Below are 21541 nucleotides of genomic sequence, written 5' to 3' on the forward strand. Positions count from 1 at the left end.
CGACATTGGCCCGGATCGCATTCGTCTGCCCGCCCTTCGCGGCGCATCTCGCCAGCTTCCGAGCGCTTGGCGAGGAACTGGCAAGGCGGGGGCACGAGCCCTGCTTCCTGCTTAATGCCGGGGCTTCGGGCAGCACCGGGTCGATCCCGATCCACCACGTCCCCGAGCGTCGCGGCGATCCCGCGGTCGGCCGGGTGCTTGCCTCGGCCGAGAAACCGGGCGGGCTCATTGCAACGCTTAGGACCATTGCCGACAGCGCCGCGCTGACCGACCAGCTCTGTGCCGGCGGCCGCGAGCAATTGCGCCAGCTCGGCGCCGATATCGTCGTCGGCGACCAGATGGAGCCTGCGGGGTACCTTCTCGCGCGCTCGCTCGATCTTCCCTTCGTCGGCCTGGCCTGCGCCGTCCCGATCGATCCCGCGCCGGGCGTCCCCCTGCCCTTCCTCGACTGGCCCTACGAGCCTGAATCCGAGGGCAAGCTTCGCCGCACCGGCAAGATTGCGAAGACGATGAGCCGCAAGCAGAACAAGGTGATCGCGGGCTGGGCCGAGCGCTTCGGCATCGGTGGCCTCGACAGCCTCGAAGCCTGCCTCGGTCCGGTGCAGATGGCGCAGATGGTGCCGGCGCTCGATCTGCCCAGGCCCGACCCCTTGCCGTTCGTGCCCATCGGCCCGCTCCGCCGCCCGGAGGAAGTGGCCGGAGTGCCGCTGTCGTTCGAGCTGCCGACCGACCGGCCGATGGTGTTCGCAAGCATGGGTACGCTGCTCGGCGGCGACATCCGCATCTGGCGGTCCCTGGCTCAGGCTTGCCGCCTTGCAGGCGCGGCGCTGGTCCTGACCCACGGAGGGCGGCTCGGCCCGGCGGAGGTCGCAAGTCTCGACGTTCACCACGCCGCCGACTTCCTGCCCTACCGCGCGGCGATGCGGCACGCAGCACTGGTGATCACCCATGGCGGCAGCAATACCGTCCTCGACGCACTCGCCTGCGGCGTGCCGCTGCTGGTTCGACCGGTCGGCTTCGATCAGCCCGGCAACCTCGCCAGGATCCGCCATCACGCCCTCGGCGAGGAGCTTGCCTCGCTGCGCAGGCCAAGGGCGATCGCCGATCAAATTCGCCGCCTGTTGGCCGATGCCAGCTATACGTCGCGCTGTGCCGAGGTGGCGGACGCGCTCGAGCGGGCCGGCGGGGCCCGTCGCGGCGCCGAGCTGATCGAGGCCGCGCTCTAGCCGCGCCTTGGTAGCAGCAGGCTCGAATCGCCATAGCTGTAGAAGCGGTATCCGGCGGCGATCGCATGGGCGTAGGCGCGCTGCATCGTCTCGAGACCCATCAATGCCGAGACCAGCATGAACAGGGTCGACTTGGGCAAGTGGAAGTTGGTCATCAGCCCGTCGACGGCCCGGATCTGGCGACCCGGCGTGATGAAGATGTCGGTGTCGCCCTCGAACGGCCGGATTGCGCCATGCTCGTCGGCCGCACTCTCGAGCAGGCGAAGCACGGTCGTCCCGACCGCGATGATCCGCCCGCCGGCCGCGCGCACCGCGTTGAGGCGCTCGGCGGCTTCAACGTCGATGCGACCCCACTCGGCGTGCATCCGGTGATCGGCGGTGTCATCGGCCTTGACCGGCAGGAAGGTGCCGGCGCCGACGTGAAGCGTGAGTGTCTCGCGGCCGATTCCCGCGGCCTCGAGCGCCGCGATCAGCCGCGGGGTGAAGTGGAGCGATGCGGTCGGTGCGGCCACCGCCCCTTCCTTCGCCGCGAACATGGTCTGATAGTCGTCCGCATCCGCCGCATCGATCGGCCGCTTGGAAGCGATGTAGGGCGGCAGCGGCATCGTGCCGGCACGATGCAGCAGCACCTCGACCGCCTCCGCGCCCGTGAAGCGGAGTAGAAGGGCCCCGTCCGCGCCCTTCTCCTCGCAGACTGCCTCGACTCCGCCGCCGAAGACGAGGGTGTCGCCGTTCTTCACCCGGCGCGCGTTGCGGACGAAGGCCCACCATGCGCGAAGGTCGTGACGCTTGTGCAGGGTCGCGCCGATCTTGGCCTCGCGCACCCGCCCTTCGAGCTGCGCGGGGATCACCCGCGTGTCGTTGAAGACCAGCACGTCGCCGGGCGACAGCAATGCGGGAAGGTCGAGGACGCCCCTGTCCTCAAGCTGCTCGCCATCGACCATCAGCATCCGCGCACTGTCGCGCGGCCGGGCCGGGCGAAGCGCGATATTCTGCTCGGGAAGGTCGAAGTCGAAAAGGTCTACGCGCATCGCCGCGCCTTTAGCGACGGGCCCACAGAAACGGGAGTCGCGGCGATCAGCCGCCCAGCGTTGCCTTGACGATCCGCGTCGGCTCGGCCGGCGGCTCGCCAGGGGCGATCTGGTCGACGAAGTTCATGCCGCTCAATACCCGTCCGAACACGGTATACTTATTGTCGAGCGACACGCGCGGCGCGAACATGATGTAGAACTGGCTGTTGGCGCTGTCGGGATTGCTGGAGCGTGCCGCAGCAACGGTGCCGCGCAGGTGCGGAAGGGTGTTGAACTCGGCCTTGACGTCCGGGAGCGGGCTGCCGCCGGTGCCATCACCCTTGGGGTCGCCCCCCTGCGCCATGAAGCCCGGAATTACCCGATGGAACGGAAGGCCGTTGTAGAAGCCCTGGCGGACCAGCGTCTTGACCCGCTCGACCATCAGCGGTGCCGCATCCGGGCGCATCTGGACGACGACCTGGCCGCCGCTCGACAGGTCGATGATCAGCCGGTTCGAGAGGTCGGCGGCGACCTCGGCGGGGGCGTTGATCGGAAGCCCGGGCGCGGGCGCCTGCACTTGCGCCGGTGCCGCAGCGGCAAACAGCGCCATGAATGGCAGCGCGAACTTCACGATCATGTACCCTGCTTCCCTTGCGGCTGATGCCCCAGCCGTGCCGCCACGTCGGCGGCGACGGCCGGCGTCACGAACTTGTCTATCTGCCCGCCATAGCGAGCGATTTCTTTCACCAACCTTGACGCGATCGGCTGGAGGCAGACGTCGGCCATCAGGAAGACGGTCTCGATCCGGTCGTTCAGCTGCTGGTTCATCCCCGCCATCTGATATTCGTATTCGAAATCGGCGACCGCACGCAGCCCGCGCAGGATCATCGTCGCGCCCTGCGCTTCGGCAAAGTCCATCAGCAGGCTGTCGAATTCGACCACCTCGATGTTCGGCAGTTGCGCGGTCTCGCGCCTGACCATCGCCATTCGCTCGTCGGTCGTGAACATCGGGGTCTTGGACGGATTGGTCGTGACCCCGATGACCAGCCGGTCCACCAAACGGCTTCCGCGCTGGATGATGTCGAGGTGGCCGAGCGTGACCGGATCGAACGTCCCCGGATAGACGGCGGTGCGCTCCATCCTAGCGGTCCCGCTCGACGGCATAGCGGGCGATGGCGCGCAGCAGGTCGGCCTCCTCGCCATGGCCATGGAGGTGCTCGATCGCCTGGTCGACGAGCATCTGCGCCTGGGCGCGGGCCCGTTCGACGCCGAGCAGCGAGACGAAGGTCGCCTTGCCCGCCTCGGCATCCTTCTGCAGCCGCTTGCCCGCGGCCTGCTCGTCGCCTTCGTGGTCGAGCAGGTCGTCCGCGATCTGGAAGGCGAGGCCGACATTGCGGGCATAGCCCCGGTAGCGAGCGCGGCCATCAGGCATGACACGCCCCATGATCACCGCCGCCTCGACCGCATATTCGATGAGCGCACCGGTCTTGAGCTGCTGAAGCCGGGTGATGGCATTGAGGTCGAGCTCCTGCCCTTCGGCCGCAAGGTCCATCGCCTGACCTCCGCCCATGCCGTCGATCCCCGAAGCCTTGGCGAGTTCGACCACCAGGTCGGAGCGGACGAACGGATCCTCGTGGGTGCGCTCGTCGGCGAGCAGCTCGAATGCCAGCGCATGGAAGCAGTCGCCCGCGAGCACCGCGGTGGCTTCGTCGAACGCCTTGTGGACGGTCGGCTTGCCCCGACGAAGGTCGTCGTCGTCCATGCAGGGAAGGTCGTCGTGGATCAGGCTGTAGACGTGGATCGCCTCGATCGCGGCGCCGGCACGAAGCGCGCGATATTCGTCGATCCCGAACAATTGCGCCGCGGCTACGGTCATCAGCGGACGGAGACGCTTGCCGCCGCCGATGCCCGCGTGGCGCATCGCGGCGCAGAGCCGGTCACGGCCGTCGCAGCGATTGGCGAGCGCTTCCTCGAAGAGCTGGTCGACGCCCTCGGCGATGCGCCGGGCTTCGCCGAGAAGATCCACGCTGGCGTCGGTCGCAGCGCTCATTGCGCCTCGAACGGACGAAGGCCGGCGGGCTGGCCGTCAGGACCAAGCGCGATCGCGTCGATCCGCGCCTGCGCCGACTTGAGGCGCTCCTCGCACAGCCGCTTCAGCCGGTCGCCTTCCTGATAGAGGTCGATCGACTGGTCGAGCGGGGCTTCGCCGCGCTCAAGCAGGCGGACGATTTCCTCGAGCCGCTGAAGCGCGGCCTCGAAAGTCATGTTCTCGGGGGCAGTGGCCATGGGACGGAATTAGCCTGCCGATGGAGAGAAGCAAGCAAGAGCATCCCTCGACTACGCATAGTGCGCAGTCGAGGGATCGAGCTCAGGCCTTGCGGAACGGGTCGGCGATGCCGGGGACGATCTCGCCCGGGGCCAGGCCATGCTCGTCGCGCTGGGCGTCGAGCGCTGCCGCCTCGGCGTCGCGGGCATGCTGCTCGCGCTCGGCGCGGAGCTGCTCGATCAGGCTTGCGCGATCGGTGTCGAGACGACCGTCATCGGCCTGCTCGATGCCCGCCGCCTTCTGGGCCTTGGCGACCGCCGCGTCGAGTTCGCGCTGCGACGTCAGGCCGAGGGTCACCGGATCCTTCGCCTGGATGTTGGCGATGTTCCAGTGGCTGCGATCGCGGATCGCGGCGATGGTCGTGCGAGTGGTGCCGATCAGCTTGCCGATCGCGCCATCCGAGACCTCGGGATGGTTCTTGATGATCCAGGCGATGCCGTCCGGCTTGTCCTGGCGCTTGGAGACCGGCGTGTAGCGCGGACCCTTGGTGCGAGTGACCGCCTCGGGCGCCTTGAACATCTTGAGGCGGTAGTCGGGATCGGCCTGGCCGCGCTCAATCTCCTCATGGGTCAGCTCGCCCGAACGAAGCGGGTCGCGGCCGGTCAGCTTGGTGGCCGCCGTGTCGTCGGCGATCGCCTGGACCTCGAGGATGTGAAGACCGCAGAATTCGGCGATCTGCTCGAAGGTCAGCGCGCTGTTGTCGACCAGCCAGGCAGCGGTCGCGTGGGGCATGAGCGGCGTCGCCGTGACGGTGGGGGCCTGGGCCATGAAGAGTCTCCGGACACAAAAAGGGCCGCCCCTTTGCGGAGCGGCCGTCATGGTCGGGCAGATACGCCGATGCGCCCGCGAGGGCAAGACGAACTGTCAGCAGGTCAGCACGATCTTGCCGACATGCTCGCCCGCCTCCATCCGGGCATGGGCGGCGGCGGCTTCGCGCAGCGGGAAGCTGCGGTCGATCACCGGGCGCAGCTGCCCGCTCTCGACGAAGCCCCAGACCGTCCGGCGAAGCTCCTCCGCGACGTCGGCTTTGAAGGCGGTCGGACGCGGGCGAAGGGTCGATCCGGTCAGCGTCAGGCGCCTGCGCATGATCTCGAGGATGTTGAGCTCGGACGTCGCACCGCGCTGGGTGGCGATCGAGACATGGCGCCCGTCATCGGCGAGGCAGGACAGGTTGCGGGGAAGATAGTCGCCGCCGACCATGTCGAGACAGATGTCGACGCCCCGCCCTCGTGTCAGCGCCTTCACTTCCTCGACGAAGTCCTGCGTGCGATAGTTGATGGCCGCCGTGGCTCCGAGCCCCCGCGCGGCGGCGCACTTGTCGTCGCTCCCGCAGGTCACGATCGCCTTGATCCCGAACAACCGGCAAAGCGCGATTGCCATGGTTCCGATGCCACTGGTCCCGCCATGGATCAGCGCCCAGTCGCCCTCGGAGGCGAAGCCCCGCTCGAACAGGTTGACCCAGACCGTAAACAGGGTCTCCGGCAGAGCTGCGGCTTGCTCGAGCGGGAGGCCTCCCGGAACAGGAAGGCAGGTTCCGCTCGGAGCCAGCGCATATTCGGCATAGCCGCCCCCGGCGACGAGCGCACAGACGTTGGTCCCGATCAGGTGGGTCGCGCCCTCGCCCGCTGCGACGACCTGCCCTGCGATCTCGAGACCAGGGATGTCCGAGGCACCCGGCGGGGGCGGGTAGAAGCCGCGACGCTGCAGCACGTCGGGCCGATTGACCCCGGCGGCGGCGACCTTGACCAGCACCTCGCCCGGGCCCGGCTTCGGGATCGGTCTCGTGCCGGGGACGAGTGCCTCTGGGCCACCCGGCGTCCTGATTTCGATTACCGTCATGACGTCAGGCAGGTCCATGCGTGTCCTTCGGCTGTCTCGATCGCCCCGTTACCTAGCCATAAGGGCTGTTATGCTCGCGGGAAGCAAAAATCGGACGAGCAGCGAAGGCCTTTGTTGACTTGGAGGATTTGAGGTCCGACCTTCGTCGGCATGGATGACGATTTCTTTTCGTCCAAGCCGGATGACCCCCTGGTGCTGCTGGCCCGTCAGGACCTCGACCCCCTGAGCCGCGACGAGCTCACCGGGCGGATCGAAGCCCTCGAGGCGGAGATCGCCCGGGTTCGCCACCACATCGACGCGGTCACGAAGCACCGCTCCGCCGCCGATGCGCTGTTCAAGCGCTAGCAGCGGCCATCCTGACCTTTCCGCCGCCCTTGCAGCGGCCGCAACGCCTCACGAGATAAGAAGTTAAGGAAAGCGGGTGCGTCCTGTCCCCGCCTAAGGAGTTCCCGAATGCCAAGTTTCGCCCGCGAGCTCGAGCAGACCCTCCACAATGCGCTTGGGGAGGCGAGCCGCCGCCGCCACGAATATGCGACCCTCGAGCATCTGCTGATGGCGCTGATCGACGACAATCATGCGTCCAAGGTGATGACCGCCTGCGGGGTCAACCGCGACGAGCTGAAGGCTACCGTCAAGCAGTATCTCGACGGCGAGCTCGGTGCCTTGGTCGCCGACAGCGGTACCGACCCGACCCCGACCAGCGGCTTCCAGCGCGTCGTCCAGCGCGCCATCCTTCACGTCCAGTCGTCGGGCCGTGACGAGGTCACCGGCGCCAACGTGCTGGTCGCCCTCTTCTCCGAGCGCGAGAGCTACGCGGTCTATTTCCTTCAGCAGCAGGACATGAGCCGCCTCGATGCGGTCACCTACATCAGCCACGGGGTTGGCAAGGGCGAGAGCGCCGAGACTCCTGCTGCGGGCGAGCAGCCGGTCGAGACCAAGAGCGACAAGGGCGGCGACAAGAAGGAATCCGCCCTCAAGCAGTTCACCGTCGACCTCAATGAGAAGGCCAAGGTCGGCAAGGTCGATCCGCTGATCGGGCGCATGGCCGAGGTCGACCGGACGGTCCAGATCCTCTGCCGCCGGTCCAAGAACAACCCGCTTTACGTGGGCGATCCGGGCGTCGGGAAGACGGCCATCGCAGAAGGCCTGGCGCGCAAGATCGTCGAGGGCGACGTGCCCGAGGTGCTCAAGCCGGCGGTCATCTACTCGCTCGACATGGGCGCGCTTCTGGCCGGCACGCGCTATCGCGGCGACTTCGAGGAGCGGCTGAAGTCGGTCGTCTCGGAGCTCGAGAAGCTGCCGGACGCGATCCTGTTCATCGACGAGATCCACACCGTCATCGGTGCCGGCGCGACCAGCGGCGGGGCGATGGACGCGTCCAACCTCCTCAAGCCGGCGCTGTCGAGCGGCGCGATCCGCTGCATCGGCTCGACCACTTACAAGGAGTTCCGTAACCACTTCGAGAAGGATCGGGCACTGCTCCGGCGCTTCCAGAAGATCGACGTCAACGAGCCGACGGTCGAGGACACGATCAAGATCATCGCCGGGCTTCGCTCCTCGTTCGAGCAGCATCACCAGGTCCGCTACACCCCCGATGCCATCAAGTCGGCGGTGGAGCTGTCGGCGCGCTACATCCATGACCGCAAGCTGCCCGACAAGGCGATCGACGTGATCGACGAAGTCGGCGCGATGCAGATGCTGGTGCCGCCGTCCAAGCGGAAGAAGGTGATCACGCCCAAGGAGGTCGAGCAGGTCGTGGCGACCATGGCCCGGATCCCGCCGAAGAGCGTGTCGACCGACGACAAGAAGACGCTCCAGCACCTGGAAGCGGACCTCAAGCGCGTCGTGTTCGGGCAGGACCTCGCGGTCGAGCGGCTCGCCTCGGCGATCAAGCTCAGCCGCGCCGGCCTTCGCGATCCCGACAAGCCGATCGGCAACTACCTCTTCTCGGGGCCGACCGGCGTCGGCAAGACCGAGGTGGCGCGCCAGCTGGCGTCGATCCTCGGCATCCCGCTGCAGCGCTTCGACATGTCGGAATATATGGAGCGGCACTCGGTCAGCCGGCTGATTGGCGCGCCTCCGGGCTATGTCGGCTACGACCAGGGCGGTCTCCTGACCGACGCGGTCGACCAGCAGCCGCACAGCGTGCTCTTGCTTGACGAGATCGAGAAGGCGCACCCGGACCTGTTCAACATCCTCCTGCAGGTGATGGACAACGGCAAGCTGACCGATCACCACGGCAAGACCGTCGACTTCCGCAACACGATCCTGATCATGACCACCAACGCCGGTGCGTCGGACATGGCGCGTGAGAGCATCGGCTTCGGGGCGTCGAGCCGCGAGGACGTGCAGGAAGACGCGATCCGCAAGATGTTCACGCCCGAATTCCGCAACCGCCTCGATGCGGTGGTGCCGTTCGGTTACCTGCCGCCGGCGGTGGTCGCGCGGGTGGTGGACAAGTTCATCCTCCAGCTCGAGCTCCAGCTGGCGGATCGCGGCGTCCACATCGAACTGGACGACGAGGCTCGCGAGTGGCTCACCGCCAAGGGCTATGACAAGCTCTACGGCGCGCGTCCGATGGGTCGCCTGGTCCAGGAGAAGATCAAGCAGCCGCTCGCCGAGGAACTGCTCTTCGGCAAGCTGGTCCACGGCGGAGAGGTCAAGGTACGGCTCAAGGACAATGCCCCGGTGTTCGAGATCACCCCCGCGGCTCCGGCCAAGGCGGTGAAGGGCAAGGTCAAGGCCAAGTCGGTCAAGGTCCGCGACGTTCGCGCCGGCGAGGCGCCGCAGGCGAACCCCGAAGAGGGTGAGCAGCCGGAAAGCCCGACGACGACCGAATGATCTACCAAGTGGCAGGCGTGACGTCCGTCCGCCTGCCACTTTCCTACCTTCCGGTCGTTCATCGGACATGCGTCCCGGAGTTGCCGACCATCATTCCGCGTTGAGGAACCCACCCTCACCTCCGCCGCTGAGCGAAACTCTTCCGCTCTGATGATCGCGCTTCCGATCGTCGATCCGCGGATCATCACGCTTCTCGTGCTCGCAGCCGTTGTCTTCGCGCTCATCTGGGACAAGGCGCGGTCGGACGTGGTCGCGCTCGCCGGAGCGGCGGTCCTCCTGCTGACCGGGGTTGTCCGCCCCATCCAGGTGCAGAGCGCCTTCGCCAGCCCGGCGATCATCACTCTCGCCTCGCTGTTCGTCATTGCCTACGCGATGGAGCTTGCGGGCCTGCTCGACAGCGGCATCCGCCGACTGGTCGCGCTATGCCGGCGGATCGGCGCGGTCGGCTTGTGGATCGTCGTCGGCCTGTGCGGCACCTTCTCGGCCTTCCTCAACAACACGCCGATGGTGGTCCTCGCAGCGCCGGTTCTGCGCGACACCGCCCAGTCGCTCGGTCTTTCGCCCAAGCGCTTCCTCATCCCTTTGTCCTATGCGACGATCCTCGGCGGCGGCTGCACCCTCATCGGGACCTCCACCAACCTCCTCGTCAACGACATGGCGGGCGCCGCCGGCCAGCAGAAGTTCGGCATCTTCGAGATCACCCCGGTCGGCCTCGCCGTCGCGCTTGCCGGCGGGCTCTACCTCCTGCTGTTCAGCGGCAAGCTGATCGACACGTCGGAGCGACCCGGCGAGGAGGTGAGCGCCCCTACCGGCCTCGGCGGGACAACCATGGCGGGCGGGCAGATCGGCGACCCGCGCGCCTTCGCCACTCAGCGAACGCTCCGCCCCCTTCGCGCGCTCGTTTCGCTCGCAGTATTCATTGGCGTGATCGCGCTGTCCGCGTGGGGGATCGTGCCAATCGCCGCCGCTGCCTTCGCTGGCGCCGTGCTCCTCATCCTGCTCCGGGTCATCACCGCGGACGAGGCCTATAGCGGGCTTAGGCCCGACGTGCTGATGCTCATCGCCGGAATGCTGGTGCTCGGCATCGCGCTTCGAACCTCGGGCCTTGCCGAGCAGATGACCGAGTTGCTGGTCGGCAACCTCGAGCAGCTAAGCCCGCTCCTTGCGCTCATCCTCATCTATGGCGTCGTGCTTCTCGCGACCGAGATCCTGTCGAATGCGACGGTGGCGGTGCTGTTCACGCCCATCGCGGTCAGCATGGGCGAGGCACTTCAGGTCAGTCCCCGCCCCTTTCTGGTGGCGGTGATGATGGCCGGAAGCGCCGCCTTCGCGACGCCCTTCGGCTACCAGACCAACGCGCTGGTCTATCAGATGGGCCGCTACCGCTACCTCGACTTCCTGCGCGTCGGGTTGCCGCTCAACCTCGTGACCTGGATCACTGCCATCGCGGCGATCCTGATCGTCTTCCCCTTCTGATTCTAGCTCTTGGTGCTCAGCTCGATCGTCCCGCGGGTCCCGCTTCCATTCGGCACGAGGCGCATGACGAAGGGCGAGCCGTCCTTGGTCTTGCCCTTGATGGCACCGCCCGACATCGCCGCCTGCATCCCCTTGTCCTTGAACGACGCGAGGAAGTAGCGGCCGGTCTCGGCCGGAGGCGCGGGTGCGATGAAGCTCATGTCGACCCTCGCCTCGTTGCCGTCACCGGCATTGAGGTTGAAGCCGGTCATCCGGCTTCCCTTTGGCAGCGTGACTCCATCGATGTCGAAGTCGCCGCTCGCCATCATCGCGTTGGGCAGCTTTAGGTTACCCTTGGCGAACGGCATGTCGAACTTGACGCTGCCATTGGCATCCGCGCTCAGTGCGACCTTCTCGTCGCCGTTCGCCGGCGTCCTGACCTCGGCATCGCAGGCCGTGAGCAGCAGGGGTGCGGCAAGGATCGACAGCAGCGACTTCATGGAACGGCCCTCCGGTGTGTTGCTGCCACAATACACCCTCGGATTGAGCCGTCAAGCGTGCACTAGCATCCCGCGCTCGAGCCAGTCCGCCGCCGCCGCGGTCCACAGCAGCCCCATCAGCAGGTCGAGCCGCATCGGCTGGATCGGTTCGAGACCGCTGCCCGGATAGAAGGTCAGCTCCCCGAAGCGGGGCGCGCCGTCGATCTCGTAGAAGTCGACCCGAACGAACGGGAATTCGCGGCCGAGTTCCTCCGCCGCGGCAAGCATCCGCTCAAGCGACTCCGGCATGACGGGATCGGGATCGTCGGTCGGCAGCGACACCCGCTTCCAGGCCCGGTCGAACACGATCCAGCGATGCTGCTCCCCACGGCCGAGATGGACCTGCACGAAGCGGGCGACGCCGGCGAAGACGAAGATCTTGTAGTCGATCGGCAGCGCTTCGCCGGTGCCGATGAAGGGCTCGACGATGACCCCCCGCGTGATCTCGCCGTAGAGCCATTCGTCGAGCCAAGCGCCATAGGGCCGTCCGGCCCATCTGCGCGCGCGGCGCACGGCTTCGCGGTGATCGGCCAGCGAGCGGACCACCATGTTCTGGTTGCAGCCGTGGCGAGACTTGACGATCACCGGCAAGGGCCAATCCGGACGCGTCGGCATCACTTTCCCGGCCCACAGCGTCGGCGTGATCCACTCCGGCCCGAGCCGCTCCGCGACCCAGTCCTTGACCAGCACCTTGTCCGCCAGGATTGGAAGCCGTGGGTCGCGGTCGTTGAGCTTGCGATGCTGCACCCATTCGGTGAACAGCCGCGGCGCGCTCAACCTGGCGAGCCGGCGGTGCCGCCACCAGTAGGTCAATTGAACACGCAGCGCGCTGCTTCCGACGGCGGTCGGGGGTGCGGGAAAGCTCACCATTGAAGGGCAAGCTCCGGAACGGGCAGGTTGGTTCCGCCTCCGGTCCGATGCTCCGAAGAAACCGAAAGCACTTTGCAGTGGCGCCCTCCCAGCGCATGACTGCACTACCATTCTCTTTGCGGAGCCTTGCCTGTGATCCGTCCGTTCGTTCTGCTCGCCGCCACCACGCTCGCCACCGCGCCTGCGATCGCACAGAATTTCTCGATCCCGCGCCTGACGCAGGACATCAAGACCCTCTCGGACGACAGCTTCGCCGGGCGCGGTCCCGCGACCGAGGGAGAGACCAAGACGGTCGCCTATCTCGTCCGGCAACTGACCGCAGCAGGCGTCCAGCCCGGCGGCGAGGTCGCGGACGGCAAGCGCCAATGGACCCAGCGCGTGCCCTTGCTCCAGTCGAGCTGGAGCGGCGATCCGGTGCTGACGCTGCAGGGGGGAAGCGCGGCCGGTCGGCTTGCACAGGGCACCGACATCGCGGTCCGCGCCCCGCTCACCGGCGCCAGCCAGCTCCGCCTCGACAATGTCCCGCTGGTATTCGCCGGCTACGGGGTCCAGGCGCCCGAGCGGCAGTGGGACGACTTCAAGGGCGTCGATGTCCGCGGCAAGATCCTCGCCGTCTTCATCAACGACCCCGACTTCGAGGGCGCGATCACCGATGGCGGCCCCGACTTCGGCGGAAAGGCGATGACCTACTACGGCCGCTGGACCTACAAATATGAGCAGGCGGCCAAGCTCGGCGCGGCCGGCGTGATGATCGTCCACGAGGACGCGCCCGCTTCCTATGGCTGGGCCACCGTCAAGAATTCGAACACCAATACCATGTTCGACGTCGTCCGACAGAACCCCGCGGCCTCGCACCCGCTGATGGAAAGCTGGGTGACCAGCGCGACGGCGGCGAAGATCTTCGCCTCGGCGGGCATGAGCCTGGCGCAGGCCAAGGCCGCCGCGCGCCGCCGCGACTTCCGCCTGATGGACCTTCCGGTCCGCTTCAGCGCCACCGGCAACGCCGCCGCCAAGGTCATTACCAGCTACAATGTGGTGGGCATCCTGCCCGGCAAGACCCGCCCCGACGAGACCGTCATCTACACCGCGCACCACGATCATCTCGGCATCGGCCAGCCGGACGCCAATGGCGACAACATCTACAATGGCGCACTCGACAATGCGACCGGCACCGCCCACGTGCTCGAACAGGCGCGCGCTTTCGCAAGGGAGCCGCGGACCGACCGGAGCCTCGTCTTCCTGTTTGTCGCGGCCGAGGAGAAGGGCCTCCTCGGCTCCGAATATTATGTCTCGAACCCGCTCTACGCGCTGTCGAAGACCGCGGGCGTGCTCAATACCGACGGCGGCTCGATTCACGGGCCGACCCGCGACTTCACCATCTCGGGCACCGCCAAGGTCGGGCTGCTCGACATGCTGATCGCCGAGGGCCGTCGCCAGGGCCGCAGCTACACGCCCGACGCCAAGGTCGAGGCCGGCTACTTCTTCCGCTCCGACCACTTCCCCTTCGCCAAGCGCGGCGTGCCCGCGATCAGCTTCGGCGAGGGCCAGGACCTGGTCACCGGCGGACGGGCCCGGGGCGCGGCGCTCGAGGAGGAATATACCGCCAAGCGCTACCACCAGCCCGACGACGAATATGACTCGAGCTGGAACCTTACCGGTCTCGTCCAGGATGCCCAGCTTCTGCACCGCGTCGGACGCGACCTCGCCAACTCGACCGCCTGGCCGAACTGGAGCCAGGACAGCGAATTCCGCGGTGCCCGCGACGCCACCGCCGGCGAACGGCCGGGCGCACCGGCCGCCGGTGCTGCCGTAGGCGCCGGCGAGCGGGGCTGACCGAACGCGCTGACGGGCCTCCTTCTTCAGGCTTGAGGAAGGAGGCGCGGAGGCTACCGCTTGTTCGTCTTTTGTTCTGGCAAGGGGAAGCGCCGTGACCGATCTCACCTTCTACACCAATCCGCAGTCGCGCGGGCAGATCATCCGCTGGATGCTGGAAGAGGTCGGCGTCCCGTACGAGACCGAGATCCTGACCTATGGCGGCTCGATGACGGCCGAGCCCTACAAGTCGATCAACCCGATGATGAAGGTCCCCGCCATCCGCCACCGCGGCACGGTGGTGACCGAAGTGGCGGCGATCTGCGCTTATCTCGCCGATGCTTTTCCCGAAGCCGGGCTTGCTCCGGCGCTGACCGATCGGGCGGACTATTACCGCTTCCTCTTCTTCGCCTCGGGTCCGCTCGAGATGACCTTCAGCCTCAAGGCGATCCAATATGATCCGCCCGCCGACAAGCAGGCGATGTTCGGCCACGGCAGCGAGGCCCGCACCTTCGCCGCGCTCGAGACGATGCTGACCGGCCGCGACTATGCCTGCGGGGACCGCTTTACCGCCGCCGATCTTTATGTCGCCTCGCAACTCGGCTTCATGATGACGTTCGGGATGATCGAGGGCACTCCGCTCCTCAAGGCCTATGTCGCCCGCTGCACCGACCGGGAGGCGTACCGCCGCGCCAAGCAGATCGACACCGAAGCCGCCGAAGCGATGAAGACCGACGCTTCCTGACAATTGATCGTCACCCCGGCCTTGAGCCGGGGTCCCGCTTCTGGTCTTCTGCCGGCATGGCGATGCGGACCGCCCCACCCCCGGGCGGCCGAGCCGTGGAGGATGACCGACGATGACCGAAGACCTCAAGACCCAAGCCATCGCCCTCTACGACGCCTTCACCCACGAGGGCATGCCGCGCCGGACCTTCATGACCCGGATGGTGGCGCTGGCTGGAAGCGTGGCCGCTGCCGAAGCGCTGATCGGAAGCATTGCTGCCTCGCCCGCCGCCGCGGCCATCGTGCCCGAGAACGATCGCCGGCTGACCATGCGCGAGCAGACGATCGCCGGTACCAAGGCCTATGTCGCCGAACCGCGCAGCCGCAGCCTCAAGCCGACGGTCATCGTGGTTCATGAGAACCGCGGCCTCAACGGCTATGTCCGCGACGTCGCCCGGCGGCTGGGCGTCGCCGGCTATCGCGCGGTCGCGCCCGACTTCCTGACGCCGCTCGGCGGCACGCCCGCAAATGAGGACCAGGCCCGCGACCTGATCGGCAAGCTCGACCTCGCGCAGGCCAGCCAGGCGGGTGTCGCCATGCTCCGCGAGCTCGCCAAGAGCAGTCGCGGCGGAAAGGTCGGCGCGGTCGGCTTCTGCTGGGGCGGCGCTTACGTGAACCGCCTGGCGGTCGACGCGGGCAGCGACCTCGACGCGGGAGTGCCCTATTACGGCACCGCCCCCGACCCGAGCCAGGCGGCGCGGGTCTCGGCACCGCTGCTCATCCACTGCGCCGGGCTCGACGAGCGGGTGAACCGCAGCGCCTTTCCGTGGGTCGAGGCGCTCCGCGCGGCGAACAAGCCGGTGACCTTCCAGCTCTACGACGGCGTCAATCACGCCTTCCACAACGACACCTCGGCCGAGCGCTACGACAAGGCAGCGGCCGAACTGAGCTGGCAGCGCACGCTGCGCTTCTTCAAGCGCAACCTCGGCTAGGCGCGAGGCTCTTCGTCGGCATCACCGTGGCGGGCTCCAAGCCCGAGCCCGAGCCCGCCCATGCCCATGCCCGCGGCCATTCCGCCGCCGCCACGTCCTCCACCGCCGCCGCCCTCGCCGCGCCCGCCATTCCGGCCTCCGCCCCCGCCGCCGCTGCTGGGCCGGGCCGGTCCCTGGCGGGGAATGGCGACATCGTTGGGGATGGCGGCAAGGCCGAGCGCCGAGCGGATGAAGTCGCGCAGGCTCGTCACCAGCTCGGCGGTGTGCACCGGCCGTCCCGACGCGAGTTCCGACGCGGCGGTCGCGGCAAGGCGGACCTGGTCGTCGGTGCCGAGCAGGATGATGTCGGAGAGTGCGGCCTCGACCGCGTCACGCGTCCGGCGGCCTCGCTCGGAGCCTGGACGATCGCTTTCCCCGGCACCTTCGACGAGGCCGGCGGCACGGAGATCCCGCAGGTGGGTCGGATCGACGCTGAGGTCGCCGGTGAAGCTTCCACCGAGTGTCTTGTAGGCCGCGATCAGCGTCCGCAGTCGCTCGTTGATCTGCCGGTTCTCGCGCTCCCGACGCTGCTGCCAGGTCATCATCAGCAGCAAGCGGATTCCAACACCGACCAGCGTGATGAGCACGATTCCGAGCAGGGTCGAGAGAAGCCCCTGCCAGCTGCCGATATCCAGTCCTCGCATGACGCCGCCAACGCGCTACGGCGTGGAATGGGTCATCGCGTCTGGGATCTCAGGCCGGCAAGGCTCCGCCCAGCGACGGGCGCTTTCCCGCGAACCAGCCGGCGGCCGCGATCCCCACCCCGGCAATGCCCGCCAGGAGGATGAACGGCTCACTCGGCAGCGGGGCGAGCGAAGCGTAGATGCGCTCCCAGCCAGGAGTATGCCCGGGCACCTCGAACAAGATCGAGGAAAGGATGGTCGCCGCGCCGGCGAGCACGAAGGGACGGCCATCCTTGCGCTGGCGGAAGGCGATCAGGAAGGCGATTGCGGCAACCAGGACGTTGGTCGCCTGGAACCCGACGTGCAGCCTGTCGAAGTCCTCCGGCCCCCGGATGCCGAGCGGGATGCCGCTCAGTCGTCCGATGATCGGCGGCAAGAGCGCGATCGCCGTCGCCAGCAGGTAGCCCGAGTGCAGGCGAACGCTTCGGCGGTGCTTCAGCCCCATGAAAACGAAGTAGGCCACCATCGCGACCCCGACAAAGTCGAACCAGGCGAGCTCGGGCGCCCACATCGCCTGGAAGGGCGCGCCTGCCGCGTAGCGATCGGCCATGCCGAAGAAGATCCCGGCTCCGCCCGCCATGAACAGCGGGAACAGCGCCAGGACGGCCGGGCCGACGGTGCGGTGCGTGGCCCGCTGGCCATGGTGGATGGTCCAGCTCTGAAGCGCCAGCAGCAGCAGCCAGGCGGTCGCGGTCAGGCCGTGCGCATGAAGCTCCCACGGAGCGGTTCCGAACTGCCCGAGATAGGTCGGCCAGAAGGCCACCGCGGCCAGCGGAAAGAGCGACAAGATGTACCAGTGCGCGTGTCGATAAGGCATGTCTTCCCCCTGCCTTGCCGCGACTCCCCCCAGAGTCGGCGTGCGCGCAACCATGCCCCGTTGATTGATCGGGCGCAAGAAAAAGGGCCCGACGGTTGCCCGCCGAGCCCATCTCTTTTCCGATCCGTGCGCTGATCAGTCGCGGTTGCCCATGAAGCTCAGCAGGAACTGGAACATGTTGATGAAGTCGAGATAGAGCGTCAGCGCGCCCATGATCACGGCCTTGCCAAGCATGTCCGACCCGGCGACCTGCGCGTAGACGCTCTTGATCTTCTGCGTGTCGTAGGCGGTCAGGCCCGCGAACAGCAGCACGCCGATGGCGCTGATCGCCATGCTGAGCGCAGTCGACTGGATGAAGATGTTGGCGATCATCACCACGATCAGGCCGACCACGCCCATGATCAGGAAGGTGCCGAGGCCCGACAGGTCCTTCTTGGTCGTGTAGCCGTAGAGGCTGAGCGACAGGAAGGCGACAGCGGTCGCGAAGAAGGTCGTCGCGATGCTGGTGCCGCTGTAGATCAGCGGAATGACCGACATCGACACGCCCATCACCGCGGCGAAGGCGTAGAAGAAGGTCCGCATGCCCGCCGCCGACATGTTCTGGGCCTTGAAGCCCATCACCATGATCATGATCAGCGGCGCGAACAGCGCGACCCAGCGGAGGATCGGATGCGCGAACAGCGAGGCGGCGACGCCCGTCGCGGCCAGCGCCAGCGCGACGATGCCGGTGAGCAGCACGCCCGACGCCATCGTGTTGTACACACCCAGCATGTAGGACCGCAGGCCCGCATCACGGGCGGCGCGCGGCACGCCGACCGAGACGGCCGGCGATGCGGTCGCTTGCGGGTCAGACCAGTTCTGCATCTCAAAGCTCCATGTCCGGCGGGCCCGATAGCCCGTCTACGAGACCATATATCGTTGAGGGGGGCGAAGGTTTCAAGAAATAATCGCAAGCGAAACGACCTACTTACATGTGAGTAGAAGCTGCCGGGGCAAGCACTTGCGCGGTCACGCGGATCGGCTAGTCATGGTGTCTCAGACGAGCGACACACAGGGGGCTTAAGCTTGTTCGGCTACTTCACTGCGGCATTGCCGCATTTCCTGGCTTATTTCGGGGCGGCGCTGCTGCTCGCCGCGGCCTTTCTCACCATCTACGTCCAGCTGACCCCGCACCGGGAGCTGGACCTCATCCGCAACGGCAACAGTGCCGCCGCGCTCCAGCTGACCGGCACCTTCCTCGGCTTCGCGCTTCCGGTCGCCACCATCATCGGCAACAGCGTCAGCATTCCCGACATGCTGATGTGGGGCGTGGTCGCGGCGGTCGTCCAGTTGCTGGTCTTCGTGGTCATCGCCCGGCTGCTGTTCCGCGGCATCTCGGCCCGGATCAGCGACGGCTGCACCTCGAGCGGCGTCTTCGTCGGCGGAATGGGTCTCGGCATCGGCCTGCTCCAGGCCGCCTGCATGGTTCCGTGAGCGCGATGGATCGCAAGCTCACCCTCACCGCTACGCTCGCCGCAGCCCTCACCGGACTGTCGGGGTGCTCCAGCAACGGCGCCCGTGAGGTCGTCGCGGCCAACAACACCCGGATCTGCGTCGACGAGTGGAGCAACCGCATCGACGACGACTATTGCGAAGGGCGCTACGGCAGCGGCCATCGCAGCAGCTTCCTCTACCTGCGTGCCGGTAGTCCGATCCCTTATTACTACGACAATGTCCGCGGCGCGAAATACGCGCGCTATCTCAGCCCCACGCCGCTTGGCGGGGCGGTCAATCGCGCGCCCTCCTCCGTCAACATGTCGCGCTCCTCCGCCATCTCGCGCGGCGGCCTCGGCAGCAGCGGGCGCAGCTTCGGCCGCGGCGGCTGATGGACAAGCGCAGGCTGCGTCCACGCGAGGGCTGGCAGCGGATCGTCGAGGAACAGGGGCTCGTCTGGCACACCCAGGACGGCAAGCCCTATTGGGACGAAAGCGGCTGCTACGTCTTCACGCTGAAGGAGATCGAAACCCTCGAACGCGCCGCCGAGCGCTGCCACGAGCTGTTCCTCGAGGCCGGCGACCATCTCGCCAAGCGACCCGAGAAGCTCGCCCGCTTCGGCATTCCCGACTGGTGTATCGATCCGCTCCTCGCCGAGTGGAAGCGCGACCGGCCGGCGCTCGACTACGGCCGCTTCGACTTCGGCTGGGACGGCAAGGGCGAGCCCAAGCTGTTCGAGTATAATTGCGACACGCCGACCGCGATGCTCGAATGCGGCGTCGTGCAATGGCAGTGGAAGGAAGAGGTCTTCCCCGCCAACGACCAGTTCACCTCGCTCCACGACAAGCTCATCGATCGCTGGCGCTACATGGCCCGCGACCTTCCGGGGCAACGGCTGTGGGTCACCCACTACGGCGACGAGCTGCACGAGGACACGCTCACCGCCACCTACATGCGCGACCTCGCCGAGCAGGCGGGTCTCGAGACCCGCGGGGTCCTCATCGACCGCATCGGGATCGACGGCGAAGGGCGGATCGTCGACGACGAGGACTATCTCATCACCGCCATCTTCAAGCTCTATCCGTGGGAATGGATTGTCGCCGAGGACTATGGCCGGGAAATCGTCCGTCGGATGGACGCGACCCTCTGGCTCGAGCCGATTTGGAAGATGCTATGGTCGAACAAGGCGATCCTGCCCCTCCTGTCCGAACTGGAACCGAAGCACCCCAATCTTCTACCCGCCAGCTGGGACCCGGTGAGCGTCGGCTCGCGGCACGTCGCCAAGCCGATCCTTGCCCGCGAAGGCGCCAACATCGTGATCAGCGAGGACGGCCGCGAGACCGGCCGGACCGACGGCCCTTACACGTCACCCGTGATCTACCAGCAGCTCTACGACTTGCCCGAGTTCGACGGCGCCTATCCGGTGCTTGGCGTCTGGACCGTCGGCGGGGAGGCAGCCGGTCTCGGCATCCGCGAGGGCGGACGGATCACCGGCGACGAGGCCCGCTTCGTGCCCCACATTATCGAGGGCTGACCCGATGGCCGTGATCAAGCTCCGCGCCGCCACCGACACGCTCAAGGAAGTGGCCGCGCTCTACGTCGGTCTCCTGCTGGTGTCGGCGACCCTCTTCGCCTGGTTCGAGGGCCGACCCTTCCTCGACAGCCTCTACTGGGCGGCGACCACCGCCACGTCGACCGGCTATGGCGACATCTCGGCCAAGACGCTGGGCGGGATGATTGTCTCGGTCGCGCTGATGCACGCCAGCATCTTCGTCATCGCGCCGCTGATCGTCGTTCGCCTAATCGAGCGGCTGAACGAGGACCGGCACGAGTTCACCCATGACGAGCAGGAGCGGATCCTCGCGACCCTCTCAAGGCTCGAGGAGCGGCTGGAGCGCATCGAGAAGCGTTGAGCGGTCATGCACCGCCTGTTCGTCGCCCTCCCCGTCCCCGAGTCTGTCGCGGACGTGCTGCTCGACCTCATGGACGACGGTGCACCGCTGCGCTGGCAGGAGGCGGAGCAGCTTCACCTCACCCTGCGCTTTGTCGGTGAGGTCGAGCGGCCAATCGCCGAGGACCTCGCCCGAGCGCTCGCCACCCTCACCTTCCAGCCATTCGAGATCGCGCTATCCGGAGTCGGCCGCTTCGCGCAGCGCCGTGGCGGGGCCTTGTGGTGCGGGATCGCTCCGCGCGAGCCGGTCGCCGCGCTGGCGGCGAGGATCGAACGTCTCGTTCAGGCATGCGGCCTGGCCGCCGAGCACCGTGCCTTCCACCCGCACATCACCCTGGCCCGCTGGAATGGTGCCGAGCCTCTTCTCGGCCCGTTCCTAGAGCGCCACGGCGGGCTCCGCTCCGCGCCATGGACGGTGGATCGCTTCAACCTCGTCGAAAGCCGTCTTGGTCGCCACGGCCCCTTCTACAAGACCGTCGCCAGTTACTTTGCCGGCTGAAAGCGCAGCGCGACCCCGTTCATGCAGTAGCGCTTGCCGGTGGGCTTGGGACCATCGTCGAAGACGTGGCCGAGATGGCCGAGGCAGCGGCGGCAACGGACCTCGGTCCGGGCCATGAAGCCGCTCTCGGTACGCAGATCGACCGCGCCGTCGAAAGGCGCGAAGAAGCTCGGCCAGCCGGTCCCGCTGTCGAATTTCGCAGTCGAGCGGAACAGCGGCTGCCCGCAACCCGCGCAGCGGTAGATTCCGACCCTCTTCTCATGGTCAAGCGGCGAGCTGAACGGTCGCTCGGTCCCCGCCTGCCGAAGCACGCGATAGGCGGCGGGCGACAGGCGCCGCCGCCACTCGCGATCGTCGAGCTTGAAGGCCTGGGCCGAGACCCCGCCCGCAAGCGGAAGAAGCGCCAGCGCGAAACCCATTCGCAGGATCGTCCGACGTTCTTCCAT

24 protein-coding genes and 1 pseudogene are annotated in these 21541 nt (G+C 67.3%); 12 read left to right on the forward strand and 13 right to left on the reverse strand.

Features of this window, described 5'->3' with window-relative positions:
- Positions 1-5: 5 nt before the first annotated feature.
- On the forward strand, positions 6-1226 hold the full coding sequence (locus tag ABD727_RS08630) for a glycosyltransferase (protein WP_344706997.1): 1221 nt from the start codon (positions 6-8) through the stop codon (positions 1224-1226).
- On the opposite strand, the gene queA is transcribed toward ABD727_RS08630, so the two are convergent.
- From queA to ABD727_RS08665, 7 genes and pseudogenes are all read right to left on the reverse strand, one after another.
- Complete coding sequence (gene queA, locus ABD727_RS08635) at positions 1223-2257, reverse strand: tRNA preQ1(34) S-adenosylmethionine ribosyltransferase-isomerase QueA (RefSeq protein ID WP_344706998.1); 1035 nt, start codon at positions 2255-2257, stop codon at positions 1223-1225. The genes ABD727_RS08630 and queA overlap by 4 nt on opposite strands.
- A gap of 55 nt (positions 2258-2312) precedes the next feature.
- A pseudogene (locus tag ABD727_RS08640) lies at positions 2313-2846 on the reverse strand (peptidylprolyl isomerase); the annotation flags it as partial.
- 23 nt (positions 2847-2869) lie between these two features.
- Positions 2870-3376: a pantetheine-phosphate adenylyltransferase gene (gene coaD / locus ABD727_RS08645; RefSeq protein ID WP_344706999.1), complete on the reverse strand. Its 507-nt coding sequence runs from the start codon at positions 3374-3376 to the stop codon at positions 2870-2872.
- Between the two features lies 1 nt (position 3377).
- Entirely contained in the window at positions 3378-4286 is a 909-nt protein-coding gene (locus ABD727_RS08650) for a polyprenyl synthetase family protein (RefSeq protein ID WP_344707000.1), read from the reverse strand.
- Complete coding sequence (locus ABD727_RS08655) at positions 4283-4522, reverse strand: exodeoxyribonuclease VII small subunit (protein WP_344707001.1); 240 nt, start codon at positions 4520-4522, stop codon at positions 4283-4285. Before ABD727_RS08655 ends, ABD727_RS08650 begins: the two co-directional genes overlap by 4 nt.
- An 82-nt stretch (positions 4523-4604) precedes the next feature.
- On the reverse strand, positions 4605-5294 hold the full coding sequence (locus ABD727_RS08660) for a cell cycle transcriptional regulator TrcR (RefSeq protein ID WP_344708053.1): 690 nt from the start codon (positions 5292-5294) through the stop codon (positions 4605-4607).
- A gap of 132 nt (positions 5295-5426) precedes the next feature.
- Positions 5427-6419, reverse strand: a complete 993-nt coding sequence (locus ABD727_RS08665) for an NAD(P)H-quinone oxidoreductase (RefSeq protein ID WP_344707002.1) — start codon at positions 6417-6419, stop codon at positions 5427-5429.
- A 132-nt stretch (positions 6420-6551) separates the two neighbouring features.
- Between ABD727_RS08665 and ABD727_RS08670 the strand changes: the two genes are divergently transcribed.
- The 3 genes from ABD727_RS08670 to ABD727_RS08680 all read left to right on the forward strand — a co-directional run bounded on the left by ABD727_RS08670 (position 6552) and on the right by ABD727_RS08680 (position 10718).
- Positions 6552-6746 (forward strand): DUF1192 domain-containing protein, encoded by a 195-nt coding sequence (locus ABD727_RS08670; protein ID WP_344707003.1) that lies wholly within the window; start codon positions 6552-6554, stop codon positions 6744-6746.
- Between the two features lie 108 nt (positions 6747-6854).
- Positions 6855-9242, forward strand: coding sequence for an ATP-dependent Clp protease ATP-binding subunit ClpA (clpA, locus tag ABD727_RS08675; RefSeq protein ID WP_344707004.1), 2388 nt, complete (start codon positions 6855-6857; stop codon positions 9240-9242).
- Between the two features lie 150 nt (positions 9243-9392).
- Positions 9393-10718 (forward strand): SLC13 family permease, encoded by a 1326-nt coding sequence (locus tag ABD727_RS08680; protein WP_425566777.1) that lies wholly within the window; start codon positions 9393-9395, stop codon positions 10716-10718.
- Between the two features lie 2 nt (positions 10719-10720).
- Here the strand turns inward: ABD727_RS08680 and ABD727_RS08685 are convergent, their stop codons facing one another.
- Together ABD727_RS08685 and ABD727_RS08690 are read right to left on the reverse strand one after the other, a co-directional pair.
- Complete coding sequence (locus tag ABD727_RS08685; protein WP_344707005.1) at positions 10721-11197, reverse strand: hypothetical protein; 477 nt, start codon at positions 11195-11197, stop codon at positions 10721-10723.
- A 51-nt stretch (positions 11198-11248) separates the two neighbouring features.
- Positions 11249-12103, reverse strand: a complete 855-nt coding sequence (locus ABD727_RS08690) for an ATP-grasp fold amidoligase family protein (RefSeq protein ID WP_344707006.1) — start codon at positions 12101-12103, stop codon at positions 11249-11251.
- Between the two features lie 135 nt (positions 12104-12238).
- Here ABD727_RS08690 and ABD727_RS08695 point away from each other — a divergent pair, with 135 nt between their 5' ends.
- From ABD727_RS08695 to ABD727_RS08705, 3 genes are all read left to right on the forward strand, one after another.
- Positions 12239-13939, forward strand: coding sequence for a M28 family metallopeptidase (locus ABD727_RS08695; protein WP_344707007.1), 1701 nt, complete (start codon positions 12239-12241; stop codon positions 13937-13939).
- Positions 13940-14033: 94 nt separating this feature from the next.
- The gene (locus tag ABD727_RS08700) at positions 14034-14663 is read left to right on the forward strand and encodes a glutathione S-transferase family protein (RefSeq protein ID WP_344707008.1); all 630 of its coding nucleotides are present in this window, start codon (positions 14034-14036) and stop codon (positions 14661-14663) included.
- Positions 14664-14775: 112 nt separating this feature from the next.
- Complete coding sequence (locus ABD727_RS08705; protein WP_344707009.1) at positions 14776-15633, forward strand: dienelactone hydrolase family protein; 858 nt, start codon at positions 14776-14778, stop codon at positions 15631-15633.
- Here ABD727_RS08705 and ABD727_RS08710 read toward each other — a convergent pair.
- From ABD727_RS08710 to ABD727_RS08720, 3 genes are all read right to left on the reverse strand, one after another.
- Positions 15630-16316: a hypothetical protein gene (locus ABD727_RS08710; RefSeq protein WP_344707010.1), complete on the reverse strand. Its 687-nt coding sequence runs from the start codon at positions 16314-16316 to the stop codon at positions 15630-15632. The genes ABD727_RS08705 and ABD727_RS08710 overlap by 4 nt on opposite strands.
- A gap of 49 nt (positions 16317-16365) precedes the next feature.
- Positions 16366-17172, reverse strand: coding sequence for a hypothetical protein (locus tag ABD727_RS08715; protein WP_344707011.1), 807 nt, complete (start codon positions 17170-17172; stop codon positions 16366-16368).
- A gap of 135 nt (positions 17173-17307) precedes the next feature.
- Complete coding sequence (locus ABD727_RS08720) at positions 17308-18036, reverse strand: Bax inhibitor-1/YccA family protein (protein WP_344707012.1); 729 nt, start codon at positions 18034-18036, stop codon at positions 17308-17310.
- Positions 18037-18237: 201 nt separating this feature from the next.
- Here ABD727_RS08720 and ABD727_RS08725 point away from each other — a divergent pair, with 201 nt between their 5' ends.
- From ABD727_RS08725 to thpR, 5 genes are read left to right on the forward strand one after another with little or no spacing between them, the layout of a single operon-like run.
- Positions 18238-18645 carry a DUF350 domain-containing protein gene (locus ABD727_RS08725; RefSeq protein ID WP_344707013.1) on the forward strand — a complete coding sequence of 136 codons (408 nt, stop codon included), beginning with the start codon at positions 18238-18240 and terminating at the stop codon, positions 18643-18645.
- Positions 18646-18650: 5 nt separating this feature from the next.
- Complete coding sequence (locus tag ABD727_RS08730) at positions 18651-19037, forward strand: hypothetical protein (protein WP_344707014.1); 387 nt, start codon at positions 18651-18653, stop codon at positions 19035-19037.
- Positions 19037-20179, forward strand: coding sequence for a glutathionylspermidine synthase family protein (locus ABD727_RS08735; protein WP_344707016.1), 1143 nt, complete (start codon positions 19037-19039; stop codon positions 20177-20179). Before ABD727_RS08730 ends, ABD727_RS08735 begins: the two co-directional genes overlap by 1 nt.
- A 4-nt stretch (positions 20180-20183) precedes the next feature.
- Positions 20184-20558 (forward strand): potassium channel family protein, encoded by a 375-nt coding sequence (locus ABD727_RS08740; protein WP_344707017.1) that lies wholly within the window; start codon positions 20184-20186, stop codon positions 20556-20558.
- A 6-nt stretch (positions 20559-20564) separates the two neighbouring features.
- Entirely contained in the window at positions 20565-21095 is a 531-nt protein-coding gene (gene thpR / locus ABD727_RS08745; RefSeq protein WP_344707018.1) for an RNA 2',3'-cyclic phosphodiesterase, read from the forward strand.
- On the opposite strand, the gene msrB is transcribed toward thpR, so the two are convergent.
- Positions 21080-21541 carry a peptide-methionine (R)-S-oxide reductase MsrB gene (gene msrB / locus ABD727_RS08750; RefSeq protein ID WP_425566778.1) on the reverse strand — a complete coding sequence of 154 codons (462 nt, stop codon included), beginning with the start codon at positions 21539-21541 and terminating at the stop codon, positions 21080-21082. The genes thpR and msrB overlap by 16 nt on opposite strands.

Source organism: Sphingomonas swuensis, assembly GCF_039538045.1.
Lineage (GTDB): Bacteria > Pseudomonadota > Alphaproteobacteria > Sphingomonadales > Sphingomonadaceae > Sphingomicrobium > Sphingomicrobium swuense.